Source organism: Pseudoalteromonas porphyrae (assembly GCF_001298125.1).
Classification (GTDB): Bacteria; Pseudomonadota; Gammaproteobacteria; order Enterobacterales; family Alteromonadaceae; genus Pseudoalteromonas; species Pseudoalteromonas neustonica.
The window spans coordinates 167577-194499 of the sequence record NZ_LHPH01000007.1; the positions used below are offsets into that span (position 1 = coordinate 167577).

At 39.0% G+C, this 26923-nt stretch carries 22 protein-coding genes; 13 read left to right on the plus strand and 9 right to left on the minus strand.

Annotated features, from left to right (window positions below):
- Positions 1 to 181: 181 nt before the first annotated feature.
- Entirely contained in the window at positions 182 to 1087 is a 906-nt protein-coding gene (locus ADS77_RS07770; RefSeq protein ID WP_054453778.1) for an ABC transporter ATP-binding protein, read from the plus strand.
- Entirely contained in the window at positions 1087 to 2607 is a 1521-nt protein-coding gene (locus ADS77_RS07775) for a hypothetical protein (RefSeq protein WP_054453780.1), read from the plus strand. The genes ADS77_RS07770 and ADS77_RS07775 overlap by 1 nt, the downstream gene beginning before the upstream one ends.
- Positions 2608 to 2675: 68 nt before the next feature.
- Here the strand turns inward: ADS77_RS07775 and gss are convergent, their stop codons facing one another.
- On the minus strand, positions 2676 to 4571 hold the full coding sequence (gss, locus tag ADS77_RS07780; RefSeq protein ID WP_054453782.1) for a bifunctional glutathionylspermidine amidase/synthase: 1896 nt from the start codon (positions 4569 to 4571) through the stop codon (positions 2676 to 2678).
- A gap of 348 nt (positions 4572 to 4919) precedes the next feature.
- Here gss and ADS77_RS07785 point away from each other — a divergent pair, with 348 nt between their 5' ends.
- On the plus strand, positions 4920 to 5687 hold the full coding sequence (locus ADS77_RS07785) for a substrate-binding periplasmic protein (protein WP_231658954.1): 768 nt from the start codon (positions 4920 to 4922) through the stop codon (positions 5685 to 5687).
- Between the two features lie 65 nt (positions 5688 to 5752).
- Complete coding sequence (locus tag ADS77_RS07790; protein WP_082355631.1) at positions 5753 to 6748, plus strand: GGDEF domain-containing protein; 996 nt, start codon at positions 5753 to 5755, stop codon at positions 6746 to 6748.
- Between the two features lie 409 nt (positions 6749 to 7157).
- Here ADS77_RS07790 and ADS77_RS07795 read toward each other — a convergent pair whose 3' ends face one another.
- Positions 7158 to 8279 (minus strand): linear amide C-N hydrolase, encoded by a 1122-nt coding sequence (locus ADS77_RS07795; RefSeq protein WP_054453785.1) that lies wholly within the window; start codon positions 8277 to 8279, stop codon positions 7158 to 7160.
- Between the two features lie 87 nt (positions 8280 to 8366).
- Between ADS77_RS07795 and ADS77_RS07800 the strand changes: the two genes are divergently transcribed.
- Complete coding sequence (locus ADS77_RS07800) at positions 8367 to 9362, plus strand: GGDEF domain-containing protein (RefSeq protein ID WP_054453787.1); 996 nt, start codon at positions 8367 to 8369, stop codon at positions 9360 to 9362.
- A gap of 69 nt (positions 9363 to 9431) precedes the next feature.
- Here ADS77_RS07800 and ADS77_RS07805 read toward each other — a convergent pair whose 3' ends face one another.
- Positions 9432 to 10454, minus strand: a complete 1023-nt coding sequence (locus ADS77_RS07805) for a substrate-binding domain-containing protein (protein ID WP_054453789.1) — start codon at positions 10452 to 10454, stop codon at positions 9432 to 9434.
- Positions 10455 to 10792: 338 nt separating this feature from the next.
- On the opposite strand from ADS77_RS07805, the gene ADS77_RS07810 reads away from it, so the two are divergent.
- From ADS77_RS07810 to ADS77_RS07835, 6 genes are all read left to right on the plus strand, one after another.
- Positions 10793 to 11317: a hypothetical protein gene (locus ADS77_RS07810; RefSeq protein WP_054203428.1), complete on the plus strand. Its 525-nt coding sequence runs from the start codon at positions 10793 to 10795 to the stop codon at positions 11315 to 11317.
- A gap of 744 nt (positions 11318 to 12061) precedes the next feature.
- The gene (gene betI / locus ADS77_RS07815; RefSeq protein ID WP_054203427.1) at positions 12062 to 12652 is read left to right on the plus strand and encodes a transcriptional regulator BetI; all 591 of its coding nucleotides are present in this window, start codon (positions 12062 to 12064) and stop codon (positions 12650 to 12652) included.
- A gap of 1 nt (position 12653) precedes the next feature.
- Positions 12654 to 14117, plus strand: coding sequence for a betaine-aldehyde dehydrogenase (gene betB / locus ADS77_RS07820; protein ID WP_054453930.1), 1464 nt, complete (start codon positions 12654 to 12656; stop codon positions 14115 to 14117).
- Positions 14117 to 15787, plus strand: coding sequence for a choline dehydrogenase (gene betA / locus ADS77_RS07825; protein WP_054453791.1), 1671 nt, complete (start codon positions 14117 to 14119; stop codon positions 15785 to 15787). The genes betB and betA overlap by 1 nt, the downstream gene beginning before the upstream one ends.
- Before the next feature lie 413 nt (positions 15788 to 16200).
- A complete protein-coding gene (locus tag ADS77_RS07830; protein ID WP_054203425.1) occupies positions 16201 to 17418 on the plus strand; it encodes a choline transporter in 1218 nt (405 codons plus the stop codon).
- Positions 17419 to 17460: 42 nt separating this feature from the next.
- Entirely contained in the window at positions 17461 to 18168 is a 708-nt protein-coding gene (locus ADS77_RS07835; RefSeq protein WP_054203424.1) for a TorF family putative porin, read from the plus strand.
- A gap of 87 nt (positions 18169 to 18255) precedes the next feature.
- Here the strand turns inward: ADS77_RS07835 and ADS77_RS07840 are convergent, their stop codons facing one another.
- The 3 genes from ADS77_RS07840 to ADS77_RS07850 are packed head-to-tail and all read right to left on the minus strand — an operon-like array spanning position 18256 to position 20742.
- Positions 18256 to 18969: a LytR/AlgR family response regulator transcription factor gene (locus tag ADS77_RS07840; protein ID WP_054203423.1), complete on the minus strand. Its 714-nt coding sequence runs from the start codon at positions 18967 to 18969 to the stop codon at positions 18256 to 18258.
- The gene (locus tag ADS77_RS07845; RefSeq protein ID WP_054453793.1) at positions 18966 to 19238 is read right to left on the minus strand and encodes a hypothetical protein; all 273 of its coding nucleotides are present in this window, start codon (positions 19236 to 19238) and stop codon (positions 18966 to 18968) included. Before ADS77_RS07845 ends, ADS77_RS07840 begins: the two co-directional genes overlap by 4 nt.
- Positions 19231 to 20742: a histidine kinase gene (locus ADS77_RS07850; RefSeq protein WP_054453795.1), complete on the minus strand. Its 1512-nt coding sequence runs from the start codon at positions 20740 to 20742 to the stop codon at positions 19231 to 19233. The genes ADS77_RS07845 and ADS77_RS07850 overlap by 8 nt, the downstream gene beginning before the upstream one ends.
- 152 nt (positions 20743 to 20894) lie before the next feature.
- On the opposite strand from ADS77_RS07850, the gene ADS77_RS07855 reads away from it, so the two are divergent.
- The gene (locus tag ADS77_RS07855; protein ID WP_054453797.1) at positions 20895 to 22748 is read left to right on the plus strand and encodes a serine hydrolase; all 1854 of its coding nucleotides are present in this window, start codon (positions 20895 to 20897) and stop codon (positions 22746 to 22748) included.
- Positions 22749 to 22848: 100 nt separating this feature from the next.
- Here the strand turns inward: ADS77_RS07855 and ADS77_RS07860 are convergent, their stop codons facing one another.
- From ADS77_RS07860 to ADS77_RS07870, 3 genes are read right to left on the minus strand one after another with little or no spacing between them, the layout of a single operon-like run.
- The gene (locus ADS77_RS07860) at positions 22849 to 24093 is read right to left on the minus strand and encodes a hypothetical protein (protein ID WP_054453799.1); all 1245 of its coding nucleotides are present in this window, start codon (positions 24091 to 24093) and stop codon (positions 22849 to 22851) included.
- Positions 24090 to 24926 carry an ABC transporter ATP-binding protein gene (locus ADS77_RS07865; protein WP_054453801.1) on the minus strand — a complete coding sequence of 279 codons (837 nt, stop codon included), beginning with the start codon at positions 24924 to 24926 and terminating at the stop codon, positions 24090 to 24092. The genes ADS77_RS07860 and ADS77_RS07865 overlap by 4 nt, the downstream gene beginning before the upstream one ends.
- A gap of 2 nt (positions 24927 to 24928) precedes the next feature.
- Positions 24929 to 25303: a GntR family transcriptional regulator gene (locus ADS77_RS07870; protein WP_008167164.1), complete on the minus strand. Its 375-nt coding sequence runs from the start codon at positions 25301 to 25303 to the stop codon at positions 24929 to 24931.
- A gap of 92 nt (positions 25304 to 25395) precedes the next feature.
- Here ADS77_RS07870 and ADS77_RS07875 point away from each other — a divergent pair, with 92 nt between their 5' ends.
- Positions 25396 to 26922 (plus strand): alpha/beta fold hydrolase, encoded by a 1527-nt coding sequence (locus ADS77_RS07875; RefSeq protein ID WP_054453803.1) that lies wholly within the window; start codon positions 25396 to 25398, stop codon positions 26920 to 26922.
- Position 26923 lies beyond the last annotated feature (1 nt).

Sequence of the window (26923 nt, forward strand, 5' to 3'; positions counted from 1 at the left end):
CATCAGCGAGTGAGAAAGATCCTAACTTATCACGTTGATGCTTTTCGCCATTATTTGGTGAGAGTTGTTATTCAATATTGTTTATTTAAAAGTTTTAAAATTTAAGTTGTTGATTATTAATTGCTATTTATATGGCTTAATATTTGCTGAATGAGTGTAACTTAATTAGGAATAGACACTCATGCTATTAGATATTCAATCATTACGTCATCAATATAATAAAAGCAAAGATGCAAAATGCGCAATTAATACATTATCGTTGCAAGTTGAACCTGGTATTTTAGCCTTGTTAGGCCCTAATGGAGCAGGAAAATCTAGTTTGATGAGAATTCTGGCTACCATTACTAAGCCAACACAAGGTGTTATTTTATGGCAAGGCCAAGATATTGTTAAATCACCACAATTGTTACGCAAAGAGCTGGGCTATTTACCTCAATATTTTGGCGTGTATGAACAGCTGTCGGGTATTGAGTTTTTGCAATACATGGCAGGGCTTAAAGGGCTTGAAAGTTCCCATGCCAAGAGTGTTATTGATGATTTACTGAATAAACTTAATTTAACTCACGCCGCGCATCAGCCGCTAAAAGGCTACTCTGGCGGTATGAAACAACGCATTGGAATTGCGCAGGCGTTATTAAATGATCCTAAATTATTGATCATTGACGAGCCGACAGTTGGTCTTGATCCGCATGAACGCGCCAACTTTAGACAGTTATTGACCGAGCTTGCGGCGGATCGTTGCATTATCTTCTCTACACATATTGTGTCAGATGTTGAATCGATTGCGGATCGCATTGTAATTATGCGCGGTGGCACGCTTATCCAATCAGCAACAGCAGATGTATTACAGCAAAAAGTGGCTGATAAATGCTGGACACTAACGGTTGAACCATCGGAGCTGAAACAGATCCAGCATGAGTATATTGTTAGCCACAGCATTCGAAAAGAAGGAAAGCTTGAATTAAACCTTGTTGCGGATCATTGCCCTGACTCTAAAGCTACGGAACGGGCGGCATCACTTGAGGATGCTTACTTGTATTTTACCAGCGAGCAATCAGCATCTCACAGCGCAGTGAGGATCCGTTAATGAAACAGATTTGGCAATGTATGGTAGCTGACTTTAAACAGCGCACACGCCAACAAAGTTATATGGTGACCTTGTTGGCTATGTCTGTATTAACGTTATTGTATTTTCCATCCCCTGATGCGCAGTACCAAACTTTGGTTATTAATGGCTACCGCGGGATTTATAACAGCGCGTGGATTGGCGTATGTTTAGCGATGCTGAATGTCATGTTCTTACCCATTATTTGTTTTTACTTAGTTAAAAATGCACTTGAGTTAGATAGGCAATCAAAAACGTGTGAGCTTATTGCAGCAACGTCGATTAGCAAACAGGCTTTTTTATTCGCTAAGTGGGGAGTAAATGTACTGATTTTACTTTCAATTGTATTGGCGATGTTGCTCAGTAGTGTATTGATCCAACTTTATTATGGCGAAAGCTACCAGATTGATATGTGGGCACTTGTTTGGCCGCAATTAGTGTTTGTTTTACCGCTGTTATTAGCAATTGCATCAATTGCTATTTTGTTTGAGTCGATAACGTGGCTCAAAGGTGGTTTTGGTAATGTGGCGTATTTTTTCTTGTGGATTGGCTCGATAACGCAAAGCATTGAAGGAGTGTCAGGCATTGGTGCGGTGCTTGAAAGTTTAGATATGGAGGTTGCTGCGCGTTTTCCAGCAGAGCAAGGTGGCACCAATGTTGGCATAACAGCGAGTGAATCTGTAAGCACATTTGTTTGGCATGGGTTTGAGCCAAGTGTTGTGCACCTCTTAGGAATGCTGCCTTTGTTGATGATCAGCTTAATAGGTTTGAGTTTAGCATTTTTATTTTTTGATCGTTTCAGTAATGGCTCACTGAAAGAGGCTAAAAAGCCATGGCGAATAGTCAGCGTAATTGAAAAAGTCACAGGAATACTCGATAGATTATTTGCTGGCGCAACAAAGTCATTCGCTTTTACACGTTTATTACGATTAGAGTTTAAGTTAATGCTCAAAGGGCAAACAAATCTGTGGTTCATCGGGTTGGTCACTTTGAATGTATGCCAAGCTTTTGTTGATCAGGATCTGTTATTGAGCCTTTTTTTACCTATCTCATTGCTGTGGTGTGTATTGGTTATATCACCATTAGGGCAGCTAGAGAGGCAAACAAATACCTTTGAAATTATGGCTTACAGTAAGCAATCCCCATTATTGCAAAATATGGCGAGTTTTAGTGCTGGCTGGGGACTGTTAGCATTAGCGTGTTTAGGTAGTATTGCACGGTGCGTAGTAATGGCGGAATGGTTGCTGCTGGTACAATTGTTTGTGGCTATTTCGTTTATGGTTTCATTAGCCTATTTTTGCGGTGCATTTACGCAAACAAAGCGAATGTTTGAAGTCGTGTTTTTAGTTATTTGGTATATAGGGCCTCTGCAAGCTGGATTATATTTAGACTTTTTAGGCGTGAACAGTCAGTCGAGTTGGGATGCAGGAATGCCTTATTACTTTTTGGCTATTGCTAGTGGATTATTGCTATTAACAATGAGTATTAAACGAACCCGTTAATTAAAAGAGTATCAGGGGACTTTACCTGATGCTCTTTTGTATACTTGGGGGTTACGAACTTTAATTGTTTACGAGATATAAAGGCTATCATCACTAACACGTAGTGCCATACAATCGCTCTGGCCATTTATAATCATACTTTTATCAACGCGTACCCCAGTACCTGCGTATTTCCCTGCGGCGGTAAAACTACATATCTGTACAAAGTAGTCACCAACTTTAGGCAGTGCAAATAGTTGCTGGTATATTTGATCTTGTGCGGCAAAATGACCCACGGTTTTTTCTATGACTTGCTGTTGTTCATCAACGAGTTGAATATTAGCACCGCATCGGCCAACGATCGGTTTAACTACATAACCTGTTTGTAATAATTCATCATTTAGAGCAAATGCAGTATTGAGTAAAAATCGATGGTTTGGAAATAAGCTCCATAACACAGGTAAAATCGCTTTATTACTTGGGATCAAGGTCCAAAGTGGCTCAAACACCATGACGTTTTTACGCAGCAGTACATCAACTAAACGTGGCGCTTTACCCGCTTGCCACTGAGGTTCAAAATCATCCCCTTGGGATTGATCTGCTTCACACTCTTGCCTAATTTGATCTAATGCAGTTTCCCATGACCATGTTTTCCAGACAAAGTTGAGCTTTTCACCATCAGCATCAACTATATTGCCGGAATCATCCCAGCGTAAACTCTTTAAACCAATAATTACTTTGCATTCAAAACCAGCAGCTTCAATAGCTTCTTTCATAAATAACGCGTGATAATGCTCTTCTGGTTCGTCATCTTGTAAAATATGTATAAGGCCTTTTACTTCACTTTTTCGCCATGCTTTAACTAAATCTTTAAAGAGATCATGGCCTGCATCAACACCTGTTTTAACACCAAAATGTTTAGCCCATTTACCCTGTATTTTACCGCTTTCCATATAGCATGACGCGGAGTCACAGTTGTATTCATATACTTTTAATCCGGCAGGTGTGAGTGCAAAATCAAACCGGCTGGTGATCAGTTGGTTTAAGCGATTATCCCATGATTGGCGAATTTTATTGAGTACGACATCAGGTAAATTAAACTTTTTTAATAATTCAGGGTGCTGCAACACATAATCTGTAGCATGCATAAATAAGCCATGTAACTCATTGGTGGCATGTTCAATCGTTTGTTGTGCAGTATTTGATATAGCAAAGTAATGATGTTGATCTGCACTTACTGAAGTTAGTTTATGGCCTTGCATCATATCTACGTAGGCGGCTTCGTCGTCATTAGCAATGTTAAGCCATGACTTTTTGGCCTGTCCAGAGTCAGTTGCATGTTGAGGTTTGATAGCAAATAGATCTGTACTTACTTCAGGCGTTGGCTCGCTAAATTCGCTCTGATCAGTTTGTGTCATCCAGCCTAAAATAGTGGCATCGCTGTAAGAACACTCAATCCAGTAGTCACCTTGCTGTGTGATTTTAGCTTTGAGCTCACGGCACCATTGCTGGCCCTGCGGCCATACTTGATGGCCAACATTTTGTTCTGCTAGGCGAATTTTATCTGTATGGACTTCAACTATAACAGCAACATGACCTGTTTCTTCAAACTCTCCGCCTTCTTCCCAAATGAGTAAACTTCCCACTGTTGGGTGGTGTTTTGCGCCATTACGAAATGCATGCAAAGGAAGTCTAGTTTGGCTGTTTATATCACGCACCGAGCGTAGCTCAAAAATATCATAAGCCATTGCAATGTCATCAAATATATAGCCGTGATTGAGATACATCCAGCGGCGCGCAAATTCAACACATTGCCATTTATAGCCCATGTAAATGCCATCGAGATAACTTCTGTAGGCACTCCTATTTGGGTAGGCTGTTTCATCAGCACTGTCGTAGTCAGACGAATAAACAGCAACATTACCAAGTGCATAGCCTAATAGCTCTCCAAAAGGGCTAGCAGGTACGTGAGATTTTTTAGACAAAGCAGTTCAAAAATTAGGGAGTGATAATCTGCAGACTATAGAAGTGTATTGGTTTGATAGCAAGTTAAAAACAGAGCCTTCAAGTACTTTTTATTTAGTTAAAAGAGTTTAAAATTTAATGCTTTTTGTTAGGAATAATAAGCGGTAATTGGTTGTCTCTTATTATCCGAATTTTTAGGGATGATAAAAATTAATACGTGTTTTTTACAGCACTTAAATAGCACTTAAAAAGTCGCTTTTTAGGCCAGTAAACATTTAAGCAATTATAAACTAGATAGCAAAGTATGTAGTGGCGATGCTGATTAAATAAACTAAACTTATCATATCGCTTCTTTGAGAGCATATTATGTGAAGTATTTAATTATTGCTGTGTTGTCCTGTGCGATGTTTAGTAATGTAAGTTATTCAGCTGAGAACACGTGCCAGATTATTGTTCGCTTTGAAAATTATGCCGCACAATCGCATCAAAATGAAGACTTAACCTGGCATGGACTTGATGTTGATTTTGCAAAAGCATTGCTTGATGAGGCTGGCTGTGAGTATCGCTTTGTAAGTATTCCTTGGGGGCGTTCATTAAAAATGCTCGAAAATGGCGAAGTGGACCTAATGCTTAGCGTGTCTAAAACGGCGCAACGTATGCGTTTTGCTTATTTTATAGGCCCTCAAAAGCAGGAGAATATTGTATTTGCTATGAATGCAGAACGTTCTTACAGCATAAATACTGTAAGTAGTTTATTTGAACTTGATGCACCAATAGCAATTCAACGTGGTGCTTATTACGGTAGTACATTTGAAAAACGTTTTATAGAAGAGCAAGATACCGATGAGCGATTTATTTACGTACCAGATAACCAATTAAAACTGGATTTGTTACGCCATGGGCGTATTTCTGGCTTTTTAGAAGAAAAATATAACATCGTTTATCAAGTGCAAAACAATCCAGATTTTATGAAAGTGACAATTAGCCCATTTGTAATTAATTCTGAGCCTGTTTATTTTGCATTTAGTAAAACATCGGTGTCAAAGTTACAAATAAAAAAATTTGAAAAGGCATTTTTAAATATTAAAAAGTCAGGGAAATTGGCAGTAATTCTAAAAAAATACAATTTAGAATAAGCATGAAGTTTGTCTTCCTGAATTTAAGTTTTTGGGTACATATTTTTTATTAGGATATATCCCGGATGAAGAGAGTAAATCATACCTCTAAGCACCCTGAATTTCTCTTGAAGTCAGCCTTAAATGTGTCCCTCGTTAGTGTAATAGCAATAGCCCCTTTTACTGTGTATGATTTTTATGTGATTAAAAATGGCATGGGTTTTCTGGGGGTTATTGCTATTTTATTTTGCACTTTTAATGCCGTATTGTGTTTTAAAGGGACCTATAGCCTGCCATTAAACTTATTTGCGACGATGCCAATAATGGCAGGCTGTTCACTTGCTGCAATTAATGTATGGGGTGTCACAGCATCGTTTTGGGCATACCCAGCTGTTTTAACTTGTTATTTTGTTTTGCCGCTGTATTTAGCGCGATTAGCGAACATTGTTTATTTAGCCATAATTTTGCCATTCGGTTGGTATAATTTATCACCTGATGTATTTGCGCGTTTTTATGCTGTGTTAATTAGCATTAGTATTTTTGCTTATTTAACTCTTAAAGAAATCGCCCTACAGCATGCTCAGCTACATAGGTTATCTATAACAGATGTATTAACGGGTCTAAACAATCGCTTTTTACTTAGTGACTCTTTAGAAAATGCCATCTTTATAAATCAATGCGAGAAAGCCCCTATGTCAATTTTAATGTTGGATCTTGACCATTTTAAAAAGGTAAATGATCAATATGGACATGACGTAGGTGATGAAGTTTTAAAAGGCTTTGCAGCTATAATGAAAGCAAACTCGAACAGCAACGATATATTATTTCGCTTAGGAGGTGAAGAGTTTCTAATTTTATTGCACAGTGCGGATGAAAACCAAGCAATACAAGCGGCAGAACAGATACGCAGCCATGTGCAAAAGAGTAAATTACTTCCTGAGGGCGAATTAACGGTCAGTATTGGTGTATGCGAACTTGTTTGTAATAAACACAGGAAAGATTGGTTAAAACAGTGCGATGCGAATTTATATTTAGCTAAAAATAGAGGGCGTAATAAGGTTGTTGCCTGTAGCCAGTGTTAAGCATGAACGAAATAACGTTGGAGTTAACTTTTTGTTATATATGGTGTATTTAATGTTGGGTGACCTTTGTAGATTGAAATTCGTTCAAGCTAGGGGGGATTTAATCGCGGCGCGAGGTTTGCAATCGAGTGGGCTCGATAACTGCTCCTGCGTTATTCTACTGGCTCACATCCATGTGAGAATAAGTAAAAACCGAGCAAAGCTTGTGCGCCCTTCTTACGCCCCTTTCCTACATCCGTGTAGGTAACAAAGAGTTAATTGCCCCTAGGAAGAGCCCTTTGGGTAACGCATGTTTGGCATTTATACTGCGTTTCGCCTATTTATGGGGAACAACCACACACCATAGGCTCTGCCTTGCCTAACTACCAAATAGACTGCTGCAAAATTAATTACGAAAGGTCAACACGCCCTAGGCTTTTTTAGCCCTTGCGTATGGATCGTTTGTTACTGTGCATTTGTCGTTTAAGTTGCCAAAAATAGGCGGCTGCTCAATAAGCTCTTCACCTTCAAGTGTCATTACTTGGACTCGCTGACATGTTGTAATTTCAGTGGAAAAATCTAGCCAAACTTGTGCCATGTTACACATATTTAAGAAATAATAGGTGCCACTTGCTTGATCACTAACGTTTGACCAAATAGTGCTTGAGCTAATACTTGCACTTCTTGGATTAAATCCATGTGGTACAGCGCAGGCTGCAACCATTGAGCGTGTTTGTGATACGGCTTTTATTGTTGAATTAACGGGTTCGCTAAGTGATATGTAAAAAGAAGCTCGCTCAAAGTTTTGGGTTGAAGAAACGCCACCAGGCACGGTGTAAAGAGGTCGAGAGTTGGGCGTCTCAGCCTTGCCCCACATGTACTGCCAATACTGATTTATTTCTAGTTGGGTTTTGTAATTAGGTTCATTAGTGGCAACTCTAAATTTTTCGCTTTCATACACAACGAATGCGTTATTATTGACTTCAATTATGGCGGAGTTTCCGGTTTTGTCTGATAAACAAAGGTGAAGTGTTGCGGGGGTTGATTTCCCTAAACCATCAGGAACATTCTCTTCTACAATTTGAATTTTTTGTTTTCTGAAGTACTTTGCAGCAGCTTTGACACATCCGAATTTATCGAGTGTGAACTGCGCCCAACTGAGCACACTTAATACTTTTTTACTTTCTTCAAGAGGGGAGTGCTCAGTTTGGCGTTTATTCAGCAAAGGCGAACTATTGTCTGCGCGTATAGGTATGTAATCTGCTCCTGTATCGTATAAAGCATTGACCACGAGGCCTGCCGAATTAATGCCATCAGCTGTGCCCATTCGTTTATCACCCATTACAGTTGCAATACTTGAGTAATGAGATTTCCACTTGAGTATTTGCCTTTGGGGTACTTTAAATTGATCCGTATCTTCAGGTATGAAGCCGATACGTTTTAATCCGACCGGAAAAGTGTATAAAAAAGCATTTACGCCTGCAAACCAATCCATATTTCTAGCTGTTACTGGAAAATCTGGGTTTAGACTGTTAAAAATACGCGTACACATGTAAGTTATCCTATTATTTTCTGGATTGTTTTGTCCCTATGTTATCTAATTACTTTATTAATACAATGACTATAAAGAATGTTAAAAATGGCTGTTATGGATACGTTTGATCTTGATTACACGTTAAGGCTCAGACTTAAAGTAATAAGGGGTATGACAAGTGTCACTTTATTGCTCGCTTTGGGTTTGGGGCTCCTTAATATCTTTATCGGCCAACATTTTATCTATGGGGGTATGCAATGTCTTTACGCCTTTTTTTCACTTGGTTTATATTTAAACGCGAGTAAAACAGACAGCTTGCACTGGTCAAAGCAGCTGTATGTGTATTCACTCGTTGGGCTTATTGCAAGTGGCGCACATATGGCACCACTAGTGTCATACCTTTTAATGTGGGCGCTCGCTCTGCCAATTGTGTTTTATCTTTTATTAGGTAAGCGTTTTGGGATTGTTTTAAGTGGTTTTTACTTTGTTGCTCAAATCACTATTATCTATTTTAAAACAGAGACGTTTTACACATCACCGTTATTGAACTTTGCTTTTAGTTACCTTCTTGTTTGGGGGATTTCTCATACATATGAGACATCACGCGCAAACTCAGAGAAAGCGCTGCGTACACTAGCATTAAAAGACCCGTTAACAGGGGCTTTTAATCGACTTAGTTTAACCAAAACGTACTCCCAATTAAATAAAAGCCAACCAGTTAGTTTAGCGCTTTTGGATATTGATTATTTTAAAAATGTTAATGACTCATACGGTCACCCATTTGGTGATGAAGTGTTGAAGAAAATAGCGCAAGGCTTGACCTCAGCTACAAATCGAAATAGTGTATTTAGAATTGGAGGAGAAGAATTTTGTATTTTAATGGAAAATGTAACACCTGAACTTGCTGTTATTAAAGCTGAGGAAATTAGATCGAAAGTAGCGGCCGAATACGTTACCCATGGCAAAGATAACATCCATGTTACAGTGAGTATTGGTGTTTCGACATCAACTGATTCTAGTCTTTCTGAACTTTTAAAAGCGGCAGATGTAAATCTTTATTTAGCAAAAGAAAAAGGCCGTAATTGTGTGGTTTATAAATAATAATTTGCAATCTAGATGCTGTTTTTACGTAAAAATACGTTTCATTTTAAAAGTCTTCTGTTTGAGTGTTTAATAATTTTTAGTGCAAGTATCTACATTTCTCTTAGTGCAATAGTGAAAATCTAAGTAGTAGAAAGGCTTTTCAGGTTTCTTATCATTCACAATAAAGTTGTACATTAACTCTGCGCTTAAGCGACCCATTTCAAATGGATTTTGACCAATATTAGATTGCGATAGACCTTGCTTTAAAGCTCGTAACTGCACCTCTTCAGTATCTGCTGAAATAATGACGACATTACCAGATTCTATCCTGCTTTTATGCGATTGTACTGATTTAATGTAATCAGAGTTGAACTGAGCAAACCCTGCAACAGCCAAGAAAAGAGGGGGGTGCTTCATTTTTAATACGTTTTTTAACTGCTCCAAGGAAGTCCCCCTTTTTCCTAAACTGTATAAAGGGCAGCGGCTAAACTCATCCCAACCATTTTCACCTGATAGTCGTTTCTCACTTTTGCCTGAAAGTGCAAATCTTACACCAGCGATCCGCTCATTGAGATTAGGTGTTGTTTGATGGCCAGATTGAATACACACGGTATTTAGGGGAGAATCTTTCGCAAATAATTTAATTTGATTACCAAGTGCAACACCAAACTCAAAATTGTTTGTACCAACATACGCAAGCCTATATTGATGATCTTTAGGCAGTAGATCTGAGTCAAAAGTGATCACGGGGATATTTTGTCTATCAAGATCCTTTAATACCCTGCTTACTAAGTAATCCGAATCCGTCGTTGCTAAGAGTAAACCGTCGATCTCATCTTTTACTAAGTCCTGAATAATGAGTGATTGCGTTCGAATATCTTGATAATCGTCAGGGCCATCATATACGCAGGTAACATCAGGCATTGATTCTGCAAACTTTAGACAACCCTTAAATGATTGTATATAAAAGCTGTCATTTTTTGTTTTCCCGACGATACCAATCACAATTTGTGCCTTGGCATGTAGAGTAAATGTGACACACACCGAGCTAATTAAAAACAACAATGCAATTTTTATGTGTTTAAAACGCACAGATGAACGCTGTGACATAAGTAAATACTCTCTCTTTAAAAATTATCTTAAGCTATAAGTGCTATTAACTAAGTTTGAATGTAGCATTTATTTAACACAATAATCACCTGTTTTAGCATTTTATTAAAGTCGTAAGGTAACAATAGAAAGCGGCCAGCTAGTCACTGCTTTGAATAATACCTATGCGATTGATACACAATGAATTGGCTGATGCGATTTTAGCAAAGTATTACAAATCACAACGTTGATTGAAGGATAATGAATCTTTTATTGTTGCTTTAGCGTATATGTATAAAAATTATCACTTAAACGCCTTAAAATTACAGGTTGAATAATAAACAAAAAGAGACGTGCATATGTTTAGATTATTAATTATTACTTTTGTATTCATGGTATTGACTGGCTGCTCAAGTCAATACCCAAACCAAGACGTGAGTGGTCAACAGTTCCCAATTGTAAGCGGTGAAAATTTAGAGAAGAAGCGGATAACGATCCCCACTGATTTTAACGAACAACTTAGTTTACTATTGATAGGCTATAAACAAGATAGTCAGTTTGATATTGACCGCTGGTTAATAGGTCTTGATATGACTGGTGTAACAATACCTACTTATGAGTTACCAACAATTCAAGGTATGGCGCCGCGCATGTTTAGCACACTGATAGATAACGGTATGAGAAAGGGTATCCCAAAAGAATTGTGGGGTGGAGTTATCACAATTTATAAAGATGGAGATGCAGTACAAGCTTTCACGGGTAACGAAAACCCAAATAATACTCGAGTAGTGCTACTGGATAGCGATGGAACAATTATTTACTTTTATGACCGTGGGTTTTCAGTTTCAGCACTTAATAAGCTAAAAGCTGTTATTAATAACTAATACAAAGAGTGGGCTATGGATTGTGAAGCTGTAAAAAATAGCTGTTGCGGCCGTCATCAAGCGAGGTAACTGTGTTTTGCTCGGTTTTTACTTATTCTCACATGGGTGTGAGCCAGTAGAATAACGCAGGAGCAGTTATCGAGCCCACTCGATTGCAAACCTCGCGCCGCGATTAAATCGCCCCTAGATTGAACAAATTTCAATCCATAAAGGTCAACACGCCCTAATAACATTTTTGCATAAGGGCACAAACATCATATTGCTCTGTTTATGCTGGCGATATGTGAAAGTGTCCGAACCACAGGTGTTAGAACCTAACAAATACCTACAATGGAAATGATATTAAATAAGCTCAAGGAAAATTCATTTAAAGCACAACGCGAGTGATCTTTTCGTACACTCTATCTCCACTACAATTCACCACTACAATAGAAATACGATGAAAATCATTATAAATTTATCACAAGCAGACGTTATCAAACTCCTGGTGTGAATTTATTTAACCAGAACTCGGGTTACTTGCACTATGAGCATTATTGCTGCATTTCGCGACATATTAATAAAAATAGCAATTATTTTTGACTTTTTTAAACCTTTTTTCTAAGTCGATTTATAAATGCTAATACAGTGACTTAGCTTAACTTTCCTATACCACCCTTTGTTCATTCACAGCTTGTCAACCTTGAATTATCAGTTCTATTACTTTAACCTTTATTTTTATTGAACGTTCAATTAATAAAAAATATGCCTAAAGTTGGAATGGAACCTGTTCGTCGTCAACAGTTAATAGACGCCACAATAGAGTCTGTTGCTGAGCGTGGATTACAAGCAACGACGATTAATAGCATAAGCCAAAAAGCCGGTTTGTCGTCGGGTATTATTAGCCATTACTTTGGTGGTAAACAGGGCCTGATTGAAGCAACTGTGCGCTACTTGTTAACTAACTTAAAGCAGGTATTAATTGAACGGTTAACATCTACAACGACGCCCGAACAAAGGCTGATGCTTATCATCGAAGCCAACTTTGCGCGCTTACAGCAGCAAAGCGACACCACCAAAACGTGGTTAAGTTTTTGGGCGCAATCAATGCACGATGTTGAATTACATCGTTTACAGAATGTAAATAGCCGACGACTTTTTAGTAATTTAACCAGCTCATTTAAACAGTTAATGAGTATTGACGACGCCAAATTAGCAGCTGAACTAAGTGCTGCCATGATTGATGGCTTATGGTTACGAGCTGTACTAAGTAAGTCTGATCAAGATCAATTTGAACATTGTGAGCACTTAGCTAAAAACTTTGTACGTTCACTAATCAAGCAGTATGGAGCTTAATGTGACAACGCCAGTTTACCAAAATTTTATTAACGGTGATTTCTTAAAAAACCAAAGCGGTGAAACATTCGCGGTTAAAAACCCTGCAACTGATGAAGTAATTTATCATGTAGAAGTCGCTGATAGTTTTGTACAAAACGCCGCGATTGAAAGCGCTAAGCAAGGGTTTGCTGTTTGGTCAGCCATGGCACCCATTGAACGTAGTCGCATTTTATTAAAAGCAGTTGCTTTACTACGTGAGCGCAATGATTTACTTGCAAAAATTGAAGTGCTGGATACGGGTAAACCTTGGCAAGAGGCTGAATGTGTTGATGTGCAAACAGGTGCCGATGTCATTGAATATTTTGCAGGGCTAGCACCCGCACAAGTCGGTCAGCAACAAATGGTGGGCGAGGACTTTTTTTACACCCGTAAAGAGCCATTAGGTATTTGCGCAGGTATTGGTGCGTGGAATTACCCGCTTCAAATTGCATGTTGGAAGTCAGGGCCGGCACTTGCTGCTGGTAACGCACTTATTTTTAAGCCATCTGAAGAAACACCACTTGGCGCGATTAAATTGGCTGAAATATTTACAGAAGCAGGCGTACCCGCAGGCGTATTTAATGTTGTGCAAGGTGCAGCAGAAGTTGGTCAATGGTTAACGCACAGCCCTGATATTGAAAAAGTCTCGTTTACTGGCGAAGTGGGCACAGGTAAAAAGGTTGTAGCTAGTGCAGCTGGTACACTTAAAGATGTAACCATGGAGCTTGGTGGTAAGTCGCCATTATTAGTATTTGAAGATGCTGATATATCACAAGCAGTGAGCGCTGCTATGCTAGGCAATTTTTATACGCAAGGTGAAATTTGTACTAACTGTACGCGTATTTATGTGCACAAGAGTGTTTATCAACAATTTATTGATGAGCTAAAAACCCGTACTGAGCAAAACATTGTTGCCGGTGATCCACTCGATCCTAGCGTTAATTTTGGTGCGCTTATTTCAAAAAATCATCACAACTTAGTGATGGGTTATATTGAGAAAGGCATCAGTGAAGGTGCAACGCTATTAACTGGCGGCAAGGCACTTAGGCCTGAGTCTGCGCCAAATGGTTACTTTGTTGCGCCGACAGTCTTTACCGATTGCACCGACGATATGACAATTGTTAAAGAAGAAATTTTTGGCCCCGTAATGAGCGTGCTTGTCTTTGAAGATGAAGACGACGTTATTCGCCGCGCTAACGACACGCACTTAGGCTTAGCAGCTGGCGTGTTTACCAAAGATATTAAACGCGCACACCGTGTTATTCATCAAATGCAAGCGGGTATTTGTTGGATTAACAGCTACGGTAACTCACCGGCAGAAATGCCTGTTGGTGGCTATAAGCAATCAGGTATTGGCCGCGAGAATGGTATTGAAACACTTGATCACTATACGCAAACTAAATCTATTTACGTAGGTATGACTGATATAGAGAGCCCGTTTTAATGACTGCACAAACATATGATTACATCATAGTGGGTGCAGGTTCTGCAGGCTGTGTGCTGGCTAATCGTTTATCTGAAGATAAATCTAAACGCGTTTTACTGCTTGAAACTGGCGGCAGCGATAAGAGTATTTTTATTAAAATGCCTACAGCACTTTCTATCCCTATGAACTCAGATAAATACGCGTGGCAGTTTCATACCGACGCAGAACCATTTTTAGATAACCGCACAATGCATTGCCCTCGCGGTAAAGTATTAGGCGGCTCGTCGTCTATAAATGGCATGGTGTATGTACGTGGTCACGCTAAAGACTTTGACGAATGGCAGCAACATGGCGCGCAAGGCTGGGATTATCAGTCGTGTTTACCGTATTTTCAAAAAGCAGAGTCCTTTTATTTAGGAAAAAATGGTTACCGTGGTGATAACGGCCCGCTGGGTGTTAATAACGGTAACGAAATGGCTAACCCGCTTTATAAAGCGTTTATAAAAGCAGGCCAGCAAGCTGGTTACGCCAAAACGGACGATTATAACGCCTCACAGCAAGAGGGTTTTGGCCCTATGCACATGACGGTAAAAGATGGCGTGCGCAGCTCTGCAAGTCGAGAGTATTTAGATCCGGTTAAATCACGTAAAAACTTAGTGGTGATAACGGGTGCATTAGCGGAAAAAGTATTGCTTGATGGTAAAAAAGCCACAGGCGTTCAATACAGTGTTAATGGTCATAAAGTTAAAGCCAAAGCGAGTAAAGAGGTCATCTTAAGTGCGGGGCCAATAGGGTCACCCCATATATTACAGCTTTCAGGTATTGGTGATAGTGAAACACTTAAAGCCGCGGGTGTTGAGGTTAAGCATCACTTGCCGGGCGTGGGTCAAAACCTACAAGATCATTTAGAGTTTTATTTTCAATATAAGTGTAAACAGCCAATCACTTTAAATGGCAAGTTAGGTTTAATTTCAAAAGGCTTGATTGGTGCGCGTTGGTTATTAAATCGCAGTGGTCTTGGCGCGACTAATCATTTTGAATCATGTGCATTTATTCGCTCAAAAGCGGGTGTTGAATGGCCTGATATTCAGTATCACTTTTTACCTGCTGCAATTCGCTACGATGGGCAAAGTGCATTTGCTGGGCATGGTTTTCAAGTACACGTAGGTCATAACAAGCCTAAAAGCCGTGGTGAAGTGACGATTAAGTCAGCCGATCCCACTGTCGCACCAAAAATTCAATTTAACTATCTACAGCACCAAGATGATATTGAAGGGTTTAGAGCGTGTGTTCGCCTAACGCGAGAAATCATCGAACAAAATGCATTTGATGACTACCGAGATGATGAAATTCAACCCGGTAAAGATATTCAAACAGATGAGCAAATAGATGCGTTTGTGCGCCAAGCTGTTGAGAGTGCTTATCATCCTTCATGTTCATGCAAAATGGGCGAAGATGAGCTGGCAGTTGTTAACTCAAATACCCAAGTACACGGTATCAAAGGGTTACGAGTGGTGGATTCGTCAATCTTCCCAACCGTACCAAATGGTAATTTAAATGCGCCAACTATTATGGTGGCAGAAAAAGCGGCAGACCTAATTTTAGGTAAGCCACCCCTTAGTAAATCGCATGCAAAAGTTGTTATTGAATCACAATGGCAAACTGTGCAGCGTAGCTCGGAGATTTAATAAATACCCAAACTACCTCAAGAAGCTGAATTCAGCGTTTCACAGGGGCTTAATATCAAGGCGTTACTTTGCAACAATGGCAGTCCCTTTTAAGAAGTAACAACGATGAGAGTAAGTGCCTGTGAAACGCCCTACGGGTTGGTTTAAAAGCGATTTATACTGGGTTACTTTAATAAGGGGTTGATTTTAATAATAGAACCACTATTACTTGCAATCAATGCCTTGCCTAAATCGCTTTTAACTCCAACGATGCTCGCTGCTTGAGGTGGTTTGGGTATCAATGTCACCTTGAGTGCATGTTGCACTTTGGGGCTCGCAGTGGCGCGCACCATAAGTTGTTTGTGGTGCGTTAATGCGAGGCTAAAAACACGGAGTAAGAATGACCTATTATCATTTATTTTGGGGAGGAAATTATGACCTTATGGCTTAGTGCTGGCATTATTTTCACTCTATTAGCAATTGTTGCAATTTTAGTTAAATGGGGAAATGTACAGTGTGTTGGGGTTACCCCCGTAAGAACCTTTACCTTTATCGCCATTTTATTTACATCAGGCTTAGACGTTGGCTTGATTATGTTTCCACTTACTGAGTTTGCAGGTTATGCAGACATAAAAGCAAGCCCAGAGTATGCGTTTGCCAATCCATTGGCCATTGAGTTTGGTTATTGGGGCTTTCTGATCTGGGGATTTTACTTTCTTACGTGCTTTTATTTCTGTGTAATAGAACCTAAGGTTAAATTTTTCGAAATTCCTTGGGTGAAATTAATCAATAATGTTGTCATTATTGGTACATGTGCGTTTACAGCCTTTTTATTGCTCTCTAACCTACCATGGTATTTACCTGCGCTGGGGGATGGCGAATCCATTATTCCAACCTTCTACTTAATTGTATTTGCCGCTATTTGCTTTGCGGTGTATTCAAGCACCGATATTAAGTATGTACGTTTTTTAAGTATTGCAACGTCTTGGTTATTTATCGCCTTAATTGCCTTTATGTGGGTTGGCGCGTTTATGGGCAGTGATGTTCAAACAGCTGCGTTTACAGATAACCTTGTATTAATTGGTAGCTACTTTAGCAATATTCACGAGTTTGTATTACCACTGAACGATTACCATGAGTTTTACTTATTTTGGTGGTTTGCATGGAGCATTATGATTGGTCAATTTACTTCGCGCTTTGTCGGTGGATTAAAAACGTACCAAGTACTCGGCGCTATGCTTATTTTCCCTTCAATTCCGATTGCGGTGTGGTTTAGTGTTCTGTATCAGTACCACGAAGCAGGCATTCCAACAGCAGGATTGAAAAACTTTGCTATGGCGTTTGTAGGTGTTGTGTTTGTGATCAATTCGCTTGATTCATTAATACGTTTATACACAGACAATATGAACTTGACCGTGAAACGTTTAGGTAAATTTAAATATATAGCATTCAACGTTGTGGCTTTATCGTTGTTAACCCTGTTATTCAAGCTAAACTTTTTACAAATTCAGTGGGTTGGCGCATTAGTGATTGGTTTGTTCTTTGGTTGTGCTGCGTTTATTGCGTACAGCAAAGTTAAGACTGTGAGTAATATAGACAGCTCGCCGAAAGACAACAAAATTGATTATACAAAAATTGAAACCGCTGACTAATATTAACTAAGCAGCCGTTTAAAAATATGCGAAGGAATTAACATGACAACACAAAAAATAGTACTAGCAGTGGCATTACCATTTGCCCTTTTTTCAACATCAGTATTAGCTGATTGGTCAGCGACTGTAACAGGTGCATCTGATTATACGTTTAACGGCGTAAGCCAAACGAAAAATGATCCTGCACTTCAAGGTAGCCTTGATTATTCATTTGGTGATACGGGCATGTATGCGGGTACTTGGGCATCAAATGTTGATTTTGGTGACGATACAAACATTGAATGGGATGCGTACTTTGGCCGATATGCGCAGTTAAATGATGCGCTGAGCGTTGACTACGGTATAGCCTATTATAGCTACCACGGACAAAGTAGCTCAAGCGAAGGTAATTACTTTGAAGCCTACACTAAATTTGGTTATGCAAGCGACTTAGGCCAAACAGAGCTTAATTTTTGGTATAGCTGGGATTACTTTGGCACAGGTGCTGGACATGTAATATCTATGGTTGCGCATACGATTGAACTTGCGCCTAATCATGCATTACGTGCGAGCTTTGATATTTCAAACTCACTCGATGGTGATAAGTTTGCTTGGGATACGGATGGTAAATCTTACAACCATTATCGTCTTGCTTATCAAACCAGCTTTGAAGGTTTTGATATTGAAGTAGCTGCTGAAAACACCAGCTTAGATATCGATACTGCTGATGAGCGTATTGTATTGTCTATAGGCCGTACTTTCTCGCTATAAAACAGTATTTTAGAATCATAAGAAAGCGCATTAAACTGCTTTTAGAGCAGTTTTATGTGCTTTCTTGTAAGCTTGATTTCTGTTTTGTTATTCACCATTTATTTTAGCCTTTAAGGTACTAAGTCTGGTACGGCCTATAGGGAGTTGTTCACCGGTATGAAGTTGCACGTTATATTTGCTGCCTTCTTCACTGAGTAATGCCTTAATGTTAGATATTGGCAATACATACGAGCGGTGTATCCGGATAAAGTCTGGGCTCAATAACGTGAGTAATTTATCTAAATTCTTATCGTGTAAAATTTGTTTAGTGCCTCTGTTTTGCTGGGCTTTAGTTACAATCACACTGTAATGGCCGTCAGCTTTGATATAGAGAATATCTTCTATTGGAAGTAATTCGATTTTTCCTAAATATTTATAGGTTAAGTATTTGCTAGCCCCATTATGCTGCTGTTGTAACCGGTTTATTGCCTTTTTAATACGCTCTTGAGTAAATGGCTTCGCTACAAAATCGAGTACGCCAATATCAAACGCGTCAATCGCTCGATCGCTATTAGCAGAAACAATAATTGTGTGGAAGCTCTCACAGAGGGTGTGCTTTAATAACTCAAAACCATCTTTACCTTGCAGGTTTAAATCTAAAAACAAAACATCAATAGGGTGATCGGCTAAGTAATCGTAGGCGTCGTCAAGATTAGTACAAATATGCAATTCGATTTTTTGTTCATCAAAGGCGTTCTCAATAAAGCGCTTTAATCTTTTTGCTACCATAAATTCATCTTCAACCATTAATACTTTTTTCATAGGGGATCCTTGAGGTTGCTATTATTAGCACGGTGATCGTCATAATCTATTAACGGCGTTGAAATTTTTGTAACCCATTGTTGTTTTTCAATATCCTGCAATAAAGACCATTGATTAGAAAAGCTTTCATTTAACCTTGCTGCTATGTATTTATTACCAATACCAGCGCCTATTTTATTCTGTGTACGTTCTTGTGTAGCATTTTTGTTTGAATTATGAGTAATCGCATTTATAGGGACGATAAACGTTAAATACTGCGTGTTATTCATTATTTTTTTGCTCAAAAAAGAAGGTAATATGGCCTTGTTGATAATGGTTATGCGAAATTGCGTTTTCTATTAATGTTAAAATAATACCCGGTGGAATGCAGTTATTCGGGTGAGATATATCCACTCTTAGGGAGTAATTTATATTTGAGCGATATGTCATAACTTTTAAATGGGAACGACATAAGTCGATTTCATCTTGGAGATTGATTATTTTTTTTGCAGACAGTTGCGCCATAAATCTAAACTCATCCGCTAAGGCGTGGATAAATTTTACCGCTGTTGCAGGTGAGTCTTCAATCCACTCTTCAACAGCTGTTAATGTGTTTAAGATAAAATGAGGTTGTAGATTACGTTTGACTAATTCAAGCTCAAGGCGACTTGCATTAATTTTACTTTGTTCAAGTTGTTTGGTATTAGCACTCATGGTTTGTGCAAGGGTGTAGAGCATTAAAAAGATTAACCCAGCAAAAGAGAGAAAAAAGTACTGATCCATGTATGAATAACTATTTATAAAAATAGGTGCAATGAATAGAGCTAAACCCAAAACCATTAATTTTGCATTGGCTTGTTGCGTAATGATAGCTTTGATACAAATGCACACAGCACTAAAAACGCCCACTAAAAATACATATAAGCTTCTATTATCATAACCATCAATCGTGATTAACAACACAGTTTGCAAGCAAATAACAAGTGCTAGCCATGTTGTACGATTTGTTTTTGATAATTTAAAAAACCATGCAAAAAAACAGGTGAAAAGCAGTGAAATTAAGCACGATAATGCTAAAACTATTTGTAAGCGAGGGATTTGCCAATCGTAAGGGTAAGGCATAAGACCACGCCATGATTCTACAAAAATAAGAACCAAAATACTTAAGCATAATATGCTAAATATTAAGTAGCTGGGTTGGCGGTAACTAGTAATAAATACAATCAATGAGTACAAAGCAATTAAGAGTAAGGCGCTGGTCATTATCAACGGTAAACTGGCTTTTTTATAAGGCAGCTGTATTAAATAGTCATATTCTGTTATCGCACTTGTAAACGAGACATAATCTACCTCAGAAGAAACGCGCTGATTAGAAATACGTAAACTTAAAGTATGTGTGCCTTTATCAGTTGCAGTATTAGGCAACAGCATTATTTTATCGATCAGGCCCGCAACTTCAGTGTGTTGGGAATCACCTACAAGGCCATTTTTACCGATTAAAACACCATCCCAATAAGCCTCAAACGATCCCAAAATACTAATAAACAAACCTAGCGAAGACGAGGGCTTTTTTTCAAAATTAAAGTCCATTTGCACCCATCGAATATTTTTTGAATTTTTAATACCGTGAAATGTATTTTTTTGCCACACAGAGCGGTTTACGATAGGTAATGAATAAGCAATATCGTCATCATCAATTAAATAATAGTGCTCGGCAAAGATAGCATCAGGCTCTTGCGCATAGGTAGCGAAGCTTGTAAAAAATAAAACGAATATGAGCTGATACTTAAGCATTGTGTTCCCTCTTTTATATTCCCCATCTTAGCAATAAAAAAGGAAAACATTCGAGGTGTTGAGGAATTATACGAGCCGTTCATGCATAAGTTGCTTATTTAAGGCGGCTAATGCGCCACACTGAGGTTTAATTTACAGAACGAGATGCTCCTATGGCTATTAAAAAAACTATCATGACTTTGAGTAAATGTTGCGCAGCGCTAAGTTTAATTGTGGCTAGTGTGTGTGTCGCTAACACTCAAAAAACGCAACTATCTATAACTGGTAATACACATCAATTAACTACTTTTAGGTCACCGGTAGGTGAAGAATATAGTTATCAGCAGTTTATTGATAACTACAAAATACCTGGGCTAAGTTTTGCTGTTATTGATGATTATAAAGTGATTTATACTAATTTTGCAGGCGTTAAAGATACTAAAAGTAAGCAGAAAATTGATCAATTTACTGCTTTCTCAACGGCATCTATTGCAAAACCTGTCACTGCAACAATTGCAGCAATGCTCGCAGAGCAAGGTAAATTAGATTTAGATACACCTGTGAGTAACTATTTAAAACGTTGGGCGTTGCCTTCATCAGTGTTTGAGTCATCAAAAAACCTTTCTATTCGGCAGTTGTTGTCGCATACCGCAGGGATGAGCCAAGGCGGATATGCTGACTTTCATTTAGGGGATGATATTCCAACCCTTATAGATGTGCTTGAAGGTAAAAAGTTACCACGATATAAACGTCCGATTTCGATGCTATTTGCCCCTGACACTGATTGGCAATACAGTGGCGGAGGGTATGTAATAGTACAAGTAGCGATTGAAGATATAACCGGTAAACCATTGCAAGCATTAGCTCAAAAGATGCTATTTGATCCATTAGGTATGAAAAATACAACGATGTATCAAAATGGAGATAAACAATTTTTAACTAATGTTGCGAAGGTTCATGATCGTCAGCAGCAGGTTATAAGAGATGGCATACCAATTTGTCCGCAAATAGCACCATCTGGGCTGTGGAGTACGCCACAAGACATGGCCAAATTCACAATTGAATATCAAAAGGCGTTAGCAGGTAAAGTAACGTCGGTTATTTCAACATTCGTAGCACGTACCACTACAGATATTCACACGCTTAAAAAAATAGGTGGGTGGTCACCGGGTTGGATGAGATTTGAGGCCAAAGGTAATTTAGAGTGGTTCTCGCATGGAGGCTCAAACACTGGTACTGGCGGGCATATTATGTCAACAATGCAAGGTGGTAAAGGCATTATGGTTTTTATGAATGCGACAACAGAGCACAGAAACCCTGCAATAGATGCGTTTATTGATAGTACGATAAAAAAAATGAAATGGGCACGTGTAATTTCAGCAACAGCAAAACCCCCCAAGCATCAAATAGAGAAAATGCTCGGCAGGTATTTATCTCAGTTTGATCAAATAGTGACGATTACATTATCAAAATCCGGTAACGACTTGATATATGAAGATCCCCTTCAAAACAAAAAAGGCGTTAAAATGCATTATCAAGGAGGTGGGATGTTTGCTGTAGATAATAACCCTAATCAGATAAGTGTTGTAATGAACCCTTTATCTAATAAATATTTTTTAGTACTAAATAATGTTGGGAGTGGTTTAACTGAGCGTGCGATGCGCAAACTTGAAAAAGATGAACAACTTCCTTTTGAAGTAGCAAAACACGCTGATTTTATAAGCACATTAAAGGCATATAAAGCATGGAAAAAAAACTATCCTGATTCAAAATTGCTTTCAGCTAATGCAATTAATAATGCCGGATATAATGCGTTAGGTAACAAGGACTATCAAGTAGCTATAACGCTTTTTAGGGTTTATAGCCATCTATATCCTGATGATGCAAATGCATTTGATAGTTTAGCAGAAGCGTACATGCTCTTTGGAGATACTGTTAATGCGATAGCAAACTATGAGCAATCTTTGCAATTGAACCCACAAAATTCAAATGCACAAAAGATGATACATACCCTTAAAAAGCAATAAGTAGTTATAGATTTAGAATGTGGAATAGCGGGTGTTAAATCTTTTTGATAAACACCCGCTAAACTAAGCATCGCTAAAGGCACAGGGTTTTTGAAGTAGTTTATAAGTATTTTATTGTAAAGCGGTTCAAAACAGCCAAAACACTGGCATAAAGTGAAATAAGTAAAAGCTTCAATATGCTATCGCCATGTTCAATCATTACATTGACAGTTCCCATACTCACGCCACACGATAAACATAATAAAACACTCAGTACGTTTATATTTTTAAATACATTGCCAAGAACAAAGCTTGTCAGTGTAGCTGCTATACAGGCTATCGCATAACTTGCAACATTTAGAAGTTGCCATTGTTGATGGGTCAGTAGCAATATAGATGCACTAACGAAGCACAGAACGCCAATTAACAATGAAAATTTAAGTGCACTGTTACTAAGGGCAACTTTAACTGCGTGACTCCCATTATAAATTGGTAAAGTGGTGAGTAATTCCCACGATTGTGAACGTTGTGCTTTTGCCCATTGGCATAACGTAACCGCAGCTAACAGCATTAATGTTAAAGCGAATAATACATGCTCTGCAATGTTATAAAAAAAGTTTATCACTATTGCAATGATAGAAAAGAGCACTAATAAAATAATGTATTGCGATAAACTAGAGCCAACAAAATAACTCAATGGGAATAGTTGTTTATTTATGGCTGTGCCGTAATTTGATAAAAGTCCACTTGGTACGGGCGACCAACCTGACTGTAGTCCTTGGCGGTAATTTATAAGTGCATCGGCTTGCCATATATAGGGCATACCTAATTTGTTCTTACATAGTAAAATTAGACTTAAAACCAGCAAAGAGCATGGTATTAACCACAAAGGTAAGTGTTCAAAAAAGGTGGGTATAATAATTGCGAATGTGAATGCCAAATAACAACATGTTGTAAATAAGTGGCTTGTAACGCGGCAAATAAACCAAATACTTAAGCCCAAGATGTTTGCTAGTAACAGCATGTTGATGTTATTTAAGCTAGGCGATAGGGCAATACTACACAGCAGAATGAGGTTTATTAAGGCAATAAAGACTTTACCTTGAAACATTACATGTTTGCAGTAATCAGCGACTAAGCATTGCCATTCAGTTGCTTGCATTCGGATACTTTGCCATGCAAGCGCACAATAAGTACACACAACAGCAAGTATCATCATCATAGTTGATAACGATTCCACACGAATGAAAATGATACATGCGGCTGTGGCTAAAATAGCCTGAATTAAGTAGCTGGCACAGCCCAAATCTTTAAACCAAAAATTGAGGCTACCCTGATACCAAGGTCGTTTTACTGCATTCATCATCCATGCAGCTCCACAAATAGTTGCTCTAATGATAAATGGTTGATGGCAAGTGCGCCCGGAATAGGCTCTCCTTGGTAGCCATAAATAATGGCTGAGTTTGCTTGCAAATTAAGCACGCGGTAGGCACTTAGATCGATGTTTTGCTCTGTAAAATTGACTCTTCTAATGGTATCGCGTACGACATCTAATTCGTCAATCAAGATAAGCTCGGCGTCTTTTATTAGGGCTATATGACTGGCTACACGTTCTATATCGGATGTGATATGTGAGGAAAATAAAATACCAGAGCCTGAGTCTAATGCTAAGTCGAACAAGTCGCCCATAAACTCGCGTCGTGCTATTGGATCCAAACTGGCTACTGGTTCATCTAAAATAAGTAATTTGGGATGATAAGCCATAGCCATGATTAGCGCTAAAGTTTGACGTTGGCCGATAGATAAGTCGTTAATTGCAGCATCAGTCGCCAGCTCAAACCGTTTGAGCCATTTAGCTTCTAATTGCAGATCCCATGTAGGGTAAAAGCTGCGGTGTAGTGCCAAAGCATCAGCGACCTTAAAGCCTTCATAACCAAATGTTTGTTGTGGCACATAACCTATTTGGGCTTTACTTTGTGCGCTGAGCTTATCACTGGGTTCACCAAAAACACGTATCTCACCTTGATCAGGTGCTATCAACCCAAGCGCACTGCGTAATAATGTCGTTTTACCTGCACCATTTTTACCCAGTAAACCAATGACCATACCAGGCTCTAGAACAAGCGAAACATTGTTTAATACACTGCGTTGGTCATAGCTTTTATAAATATTATTGTAGCTAAGAAGGGGCTGTTCCATGTTTATAATTTCCATCGTTTTTTTATAAGCTCGACGAGCGCTTCTTGCGATACATCAAGCTGTTTTGTTTGTTGAACGAGTTGATCGATAGCCTTAAAAAGCAAGGTGTCTTGTTGATCAGGTTGTTGCGATGTTTTTTGTGCCACACGGGTGGCTTGACCGCGACGACGCTCTAACCAGCCTTGATCGACCAATTGACCGATTGCACGTGATACCGTCATCGGGTTTACAGCAAAGTGATCTGCTATTTTACGCACTGATGGCAGCTCTTCACCGGTTAATAATTGCCCGCCCACAATCAAGCGCACAATTTGCTCATGCAATTGTTTATAGATTGGATCGCCATTATTAGGGTTGACATTAATAAATTCTAGCATTACTCTTTCTCTACTGTATTAATACATTAATACACCGATACACTAAGGTTAAGTTATCATATTGAGTGTAAAATGCAACAAGGGAAAGATTAATGAAAATCATGTTTAATTTACGTAAAAGCCTGATAAAGCTTACAATATTACCAATATTATTGGCCGGCTCAACAGCTGTATTAGCTGATAATAATAAAAAAAACCAACCATTACTCACACCTTGCTACATGGAAGGGCTTGCTGATAGGTTGATGTGTGGCAGTATTAGCCAGTCTTTATCGCAAAATCCGGCGGATGGTAATATTGATATCCACTTTGCTGTAATTCCAGCTATTAAACCAAGTTACCCTGACGAAGCCATTCTTGGTTTTGCCGGAGGTCCAGGGCAAGGCGCAATTGATCTCGCAGCTATCTTTAATAGAAACTTACAATTTGCCCGTGAAACACGCGATATAGTATTGATTGATCAGCGTGGCACGGGTTATTCAAATAAGTTGCAGTGTGACAGTGATGACTTGCAAACGCAGTTTGCATTTAATGAAGCCTTTGCTGATTTACCTGCTCTGGGCGCGCAAGACACGCAAAAGTGTAAAGATAAGCTCAATATTGATTTAAGTCATTTCACTACACCCGTTGCCGCTAAAGATTTTGAAGCGGTACGAAAAGCGCTTGGCTACAAAGGGTTTCATCTATATGGGGTGTCCTACGGCACGCGAATAGCGCAGGAATATACGCGTCAATTTCCAAGTTCAGTGATCACCAGCACGCTTGATGGTGTTGTACCTATGCAACAAAGTTTAGCTGCCATTGGTGAGGCTATTGATAGCTCGCTTGCAGCCCTATTTAGTCGTTGTGAAGCCAACGCACAGTGTGCTCAGCAATACCCTGATTTGAAAACTGAGTTTACAGCTTTATTGGCTAAACTCGATGCTCAACCAGTCGAGGTGCAGGTTTTACATCCGCGTACACATGAGACTATTACACTCGCTGTTACAAAAACAAAGTTTTTCGGGGCAATACGTATGGCTTTGTACAGTCATTCACGTCGTGCGATTGTGCCACTGGTTATTACACAAACTGCACAAGGAAATTATGCAGCATTGGCGGGCTTAATGGCAGGGGCTGATATGTCAGAAATGCTCGCCATGGGTATGCATAACGCCATCGTTTGTGGCGAAGATTGGCCACAATTAAATGTTCAAACCCGTCAGCAATATAATAAAACGTATGTGGGCAGCTTGATGATAGAGGGGCTCGATATTATGTGCCCAATATTAAATGTAACAGCCGTAGATAAATCATTTTATCAACCCCTTAACAGCTCAACACCTACGTTACTGTTATCTGGTGAGCGTGACCCAGCAACACCGCCAAGTTGGGCTGAACTTGCTATGGTAAGCATGAGTGAAGCAACGCATTTGGTATCACCCACTGCAACTCATGGGATCGGCTCGCAAACGTGTGCGCCTAAAATAATCGCCCAGTTTATTGATCAAAAAAATATGCAAGATATTGATACCGACTGTATCAAAGATAAAAACGATAAACAGTTCTTTATGAATATCAATGGTGTTGCACCAATGCATACTCAGACCGCAACTTTAAACGCACAAGACAAGGAGTAAA

What these genes read in the sequence shown, in the direction of transcription:
- ADS77_RS07770 (WP_054453778.1), top strand. Translation starts at nt 182, where the DNA reads ATGCTATTAGATATTCAATCATTACGTCATCAATATAATAAAAGCAAA.
- ADS77_RS07775 (WP_054453780.1), top strand. Translation starts at nt 1,087, where the DNA reads ATGAAACAGATTTGGCAATGTATGGTAGCTGACTTTAAACAGCGCACA.
- ADS77_RS07790 (WP_082355631.1), top strand. Translation starts at nt 5,753, where the DNA reads ATGAAGAGAGTAAATCATACCTCTAAGCACCCTGAATTTCTCTTGAAG.
- ADS77_RS07795 (WP_054453785.1), bottom strand. Translation starts at nt 8,279, where the DNA reads ATGTGTACGCGTATTTTTAACAGTCTAAACCCAGATTTTCCAGTAACA.
- ADS77_RS07800 (WP_054453787.1), top strand. Translation starts at nt 8,367, where the DNA reads ATGGCTGTTATGGATACGTTTGATCTTGATTACACGTTAAGGCTCAGA.
- ADS77_RS07805 (WP_054453789.1), bottom strand. Translation starts at nt 10,454, where the DNA reads ATGTCACAGCGTTCATCTGTGCGTTTTAAACACATAAAAATTGCATTG.
- ADS77_RS07810 (WP_054203428.1), top strand. Translation starts at nt 10,793, where the DNA reads ATGTTTAGATTATTAATTATTACTTTTGTATTCATGGTATTGACTGGC.
- betI (WP_054203427.1), top strand. Translation starts at nt 12,062, where the DNA reads ATGCCTAAAGTTGGAATGGAACCTGTTCGTCGTCAACAGTTAATAGAC.
- betA (WP_054453791.1), top strand. Translation starts at nt 14,117, where the DNA reads ATGACTGCACAAACATATGATTACATCATAGTGGGTGCAGGTTCTGCA.
- ADS77_RS07830 (WP_054203425.1), top strand. Translation starts at nt 16,201, where the DNA reads ATGACCTTATGGCTTAGTGCTGGCATTATTTTCACTCTATTAGCAATT.
- ADS77_RS07835 (WP_054203424.1), top strand. Translation starts at nt 17,461, where the DNA reads ATGACAACACAAAAAATAGTACTAGCAGTGGCATTACCATTTGCCCTT.
- ADS77_RS07840 (WP_054203423.1), bottom strand. Translation starts at nt 18,969, where the DNA reads ATGAAAAAAGTATTAATGGTTGAAGATGAATTTATGGTAGCAAAAAGA.
- ADS77_RS07845 (WP_054453793.1), bottom strand. Translation starts at nt 19,238, where the DNA reads ATGAATAACACGCAGTATTTAACGTTTATCGTCCCTATAAATGCGATT.
- ADS77_RS07850 (WP_054453795.1), bottom strand. Translation starts at nt 20,742, where the DNA reads ATGCTTAAGTATCAGCTCATATTCGTTTTATTTTTTACAAGCTTCGCT.
- ADS77_RS07855 (WP_054453797.1), top strand. Translation starts at nt 20,895, where the DNA reads ATGGCTATTAAAAAAACTATCATGACTTTGAGTAAATGTTGCGCAGCG.
- ADS77_RS07860 (WP_054453799.1), bottom strand. Translation starts at nt 24,093, where the DNA reads ATGATGAATGCAGTAAAACGACCTTGGTATCAGGGTAGCCTCAATTTT.
- ADS77_RS07865 (WP_054453801.1), bottom strand. Translation starts at nt 24,926, where the DNA reads ATGGAACAGCCCCTTCTTAGCTACAATAATATTTATAAAAGCTATGAC.
- ADS77_RS07870 (WP_008167164.1), bottom strand. Translation starts at nt 25,303, where the DNA reads ATGCTAGAATTTATTAATGTCAACCCTAATAATGGCGATCCAATCTAT.
- ADS77_RS07875 (WP_054453803.1), top strand. Translation starts at nt 25,396, where the DNA reads ATGAAAATCATGTTTAATTTACGTAAAAGCCTGATAAAGCTTACAATA.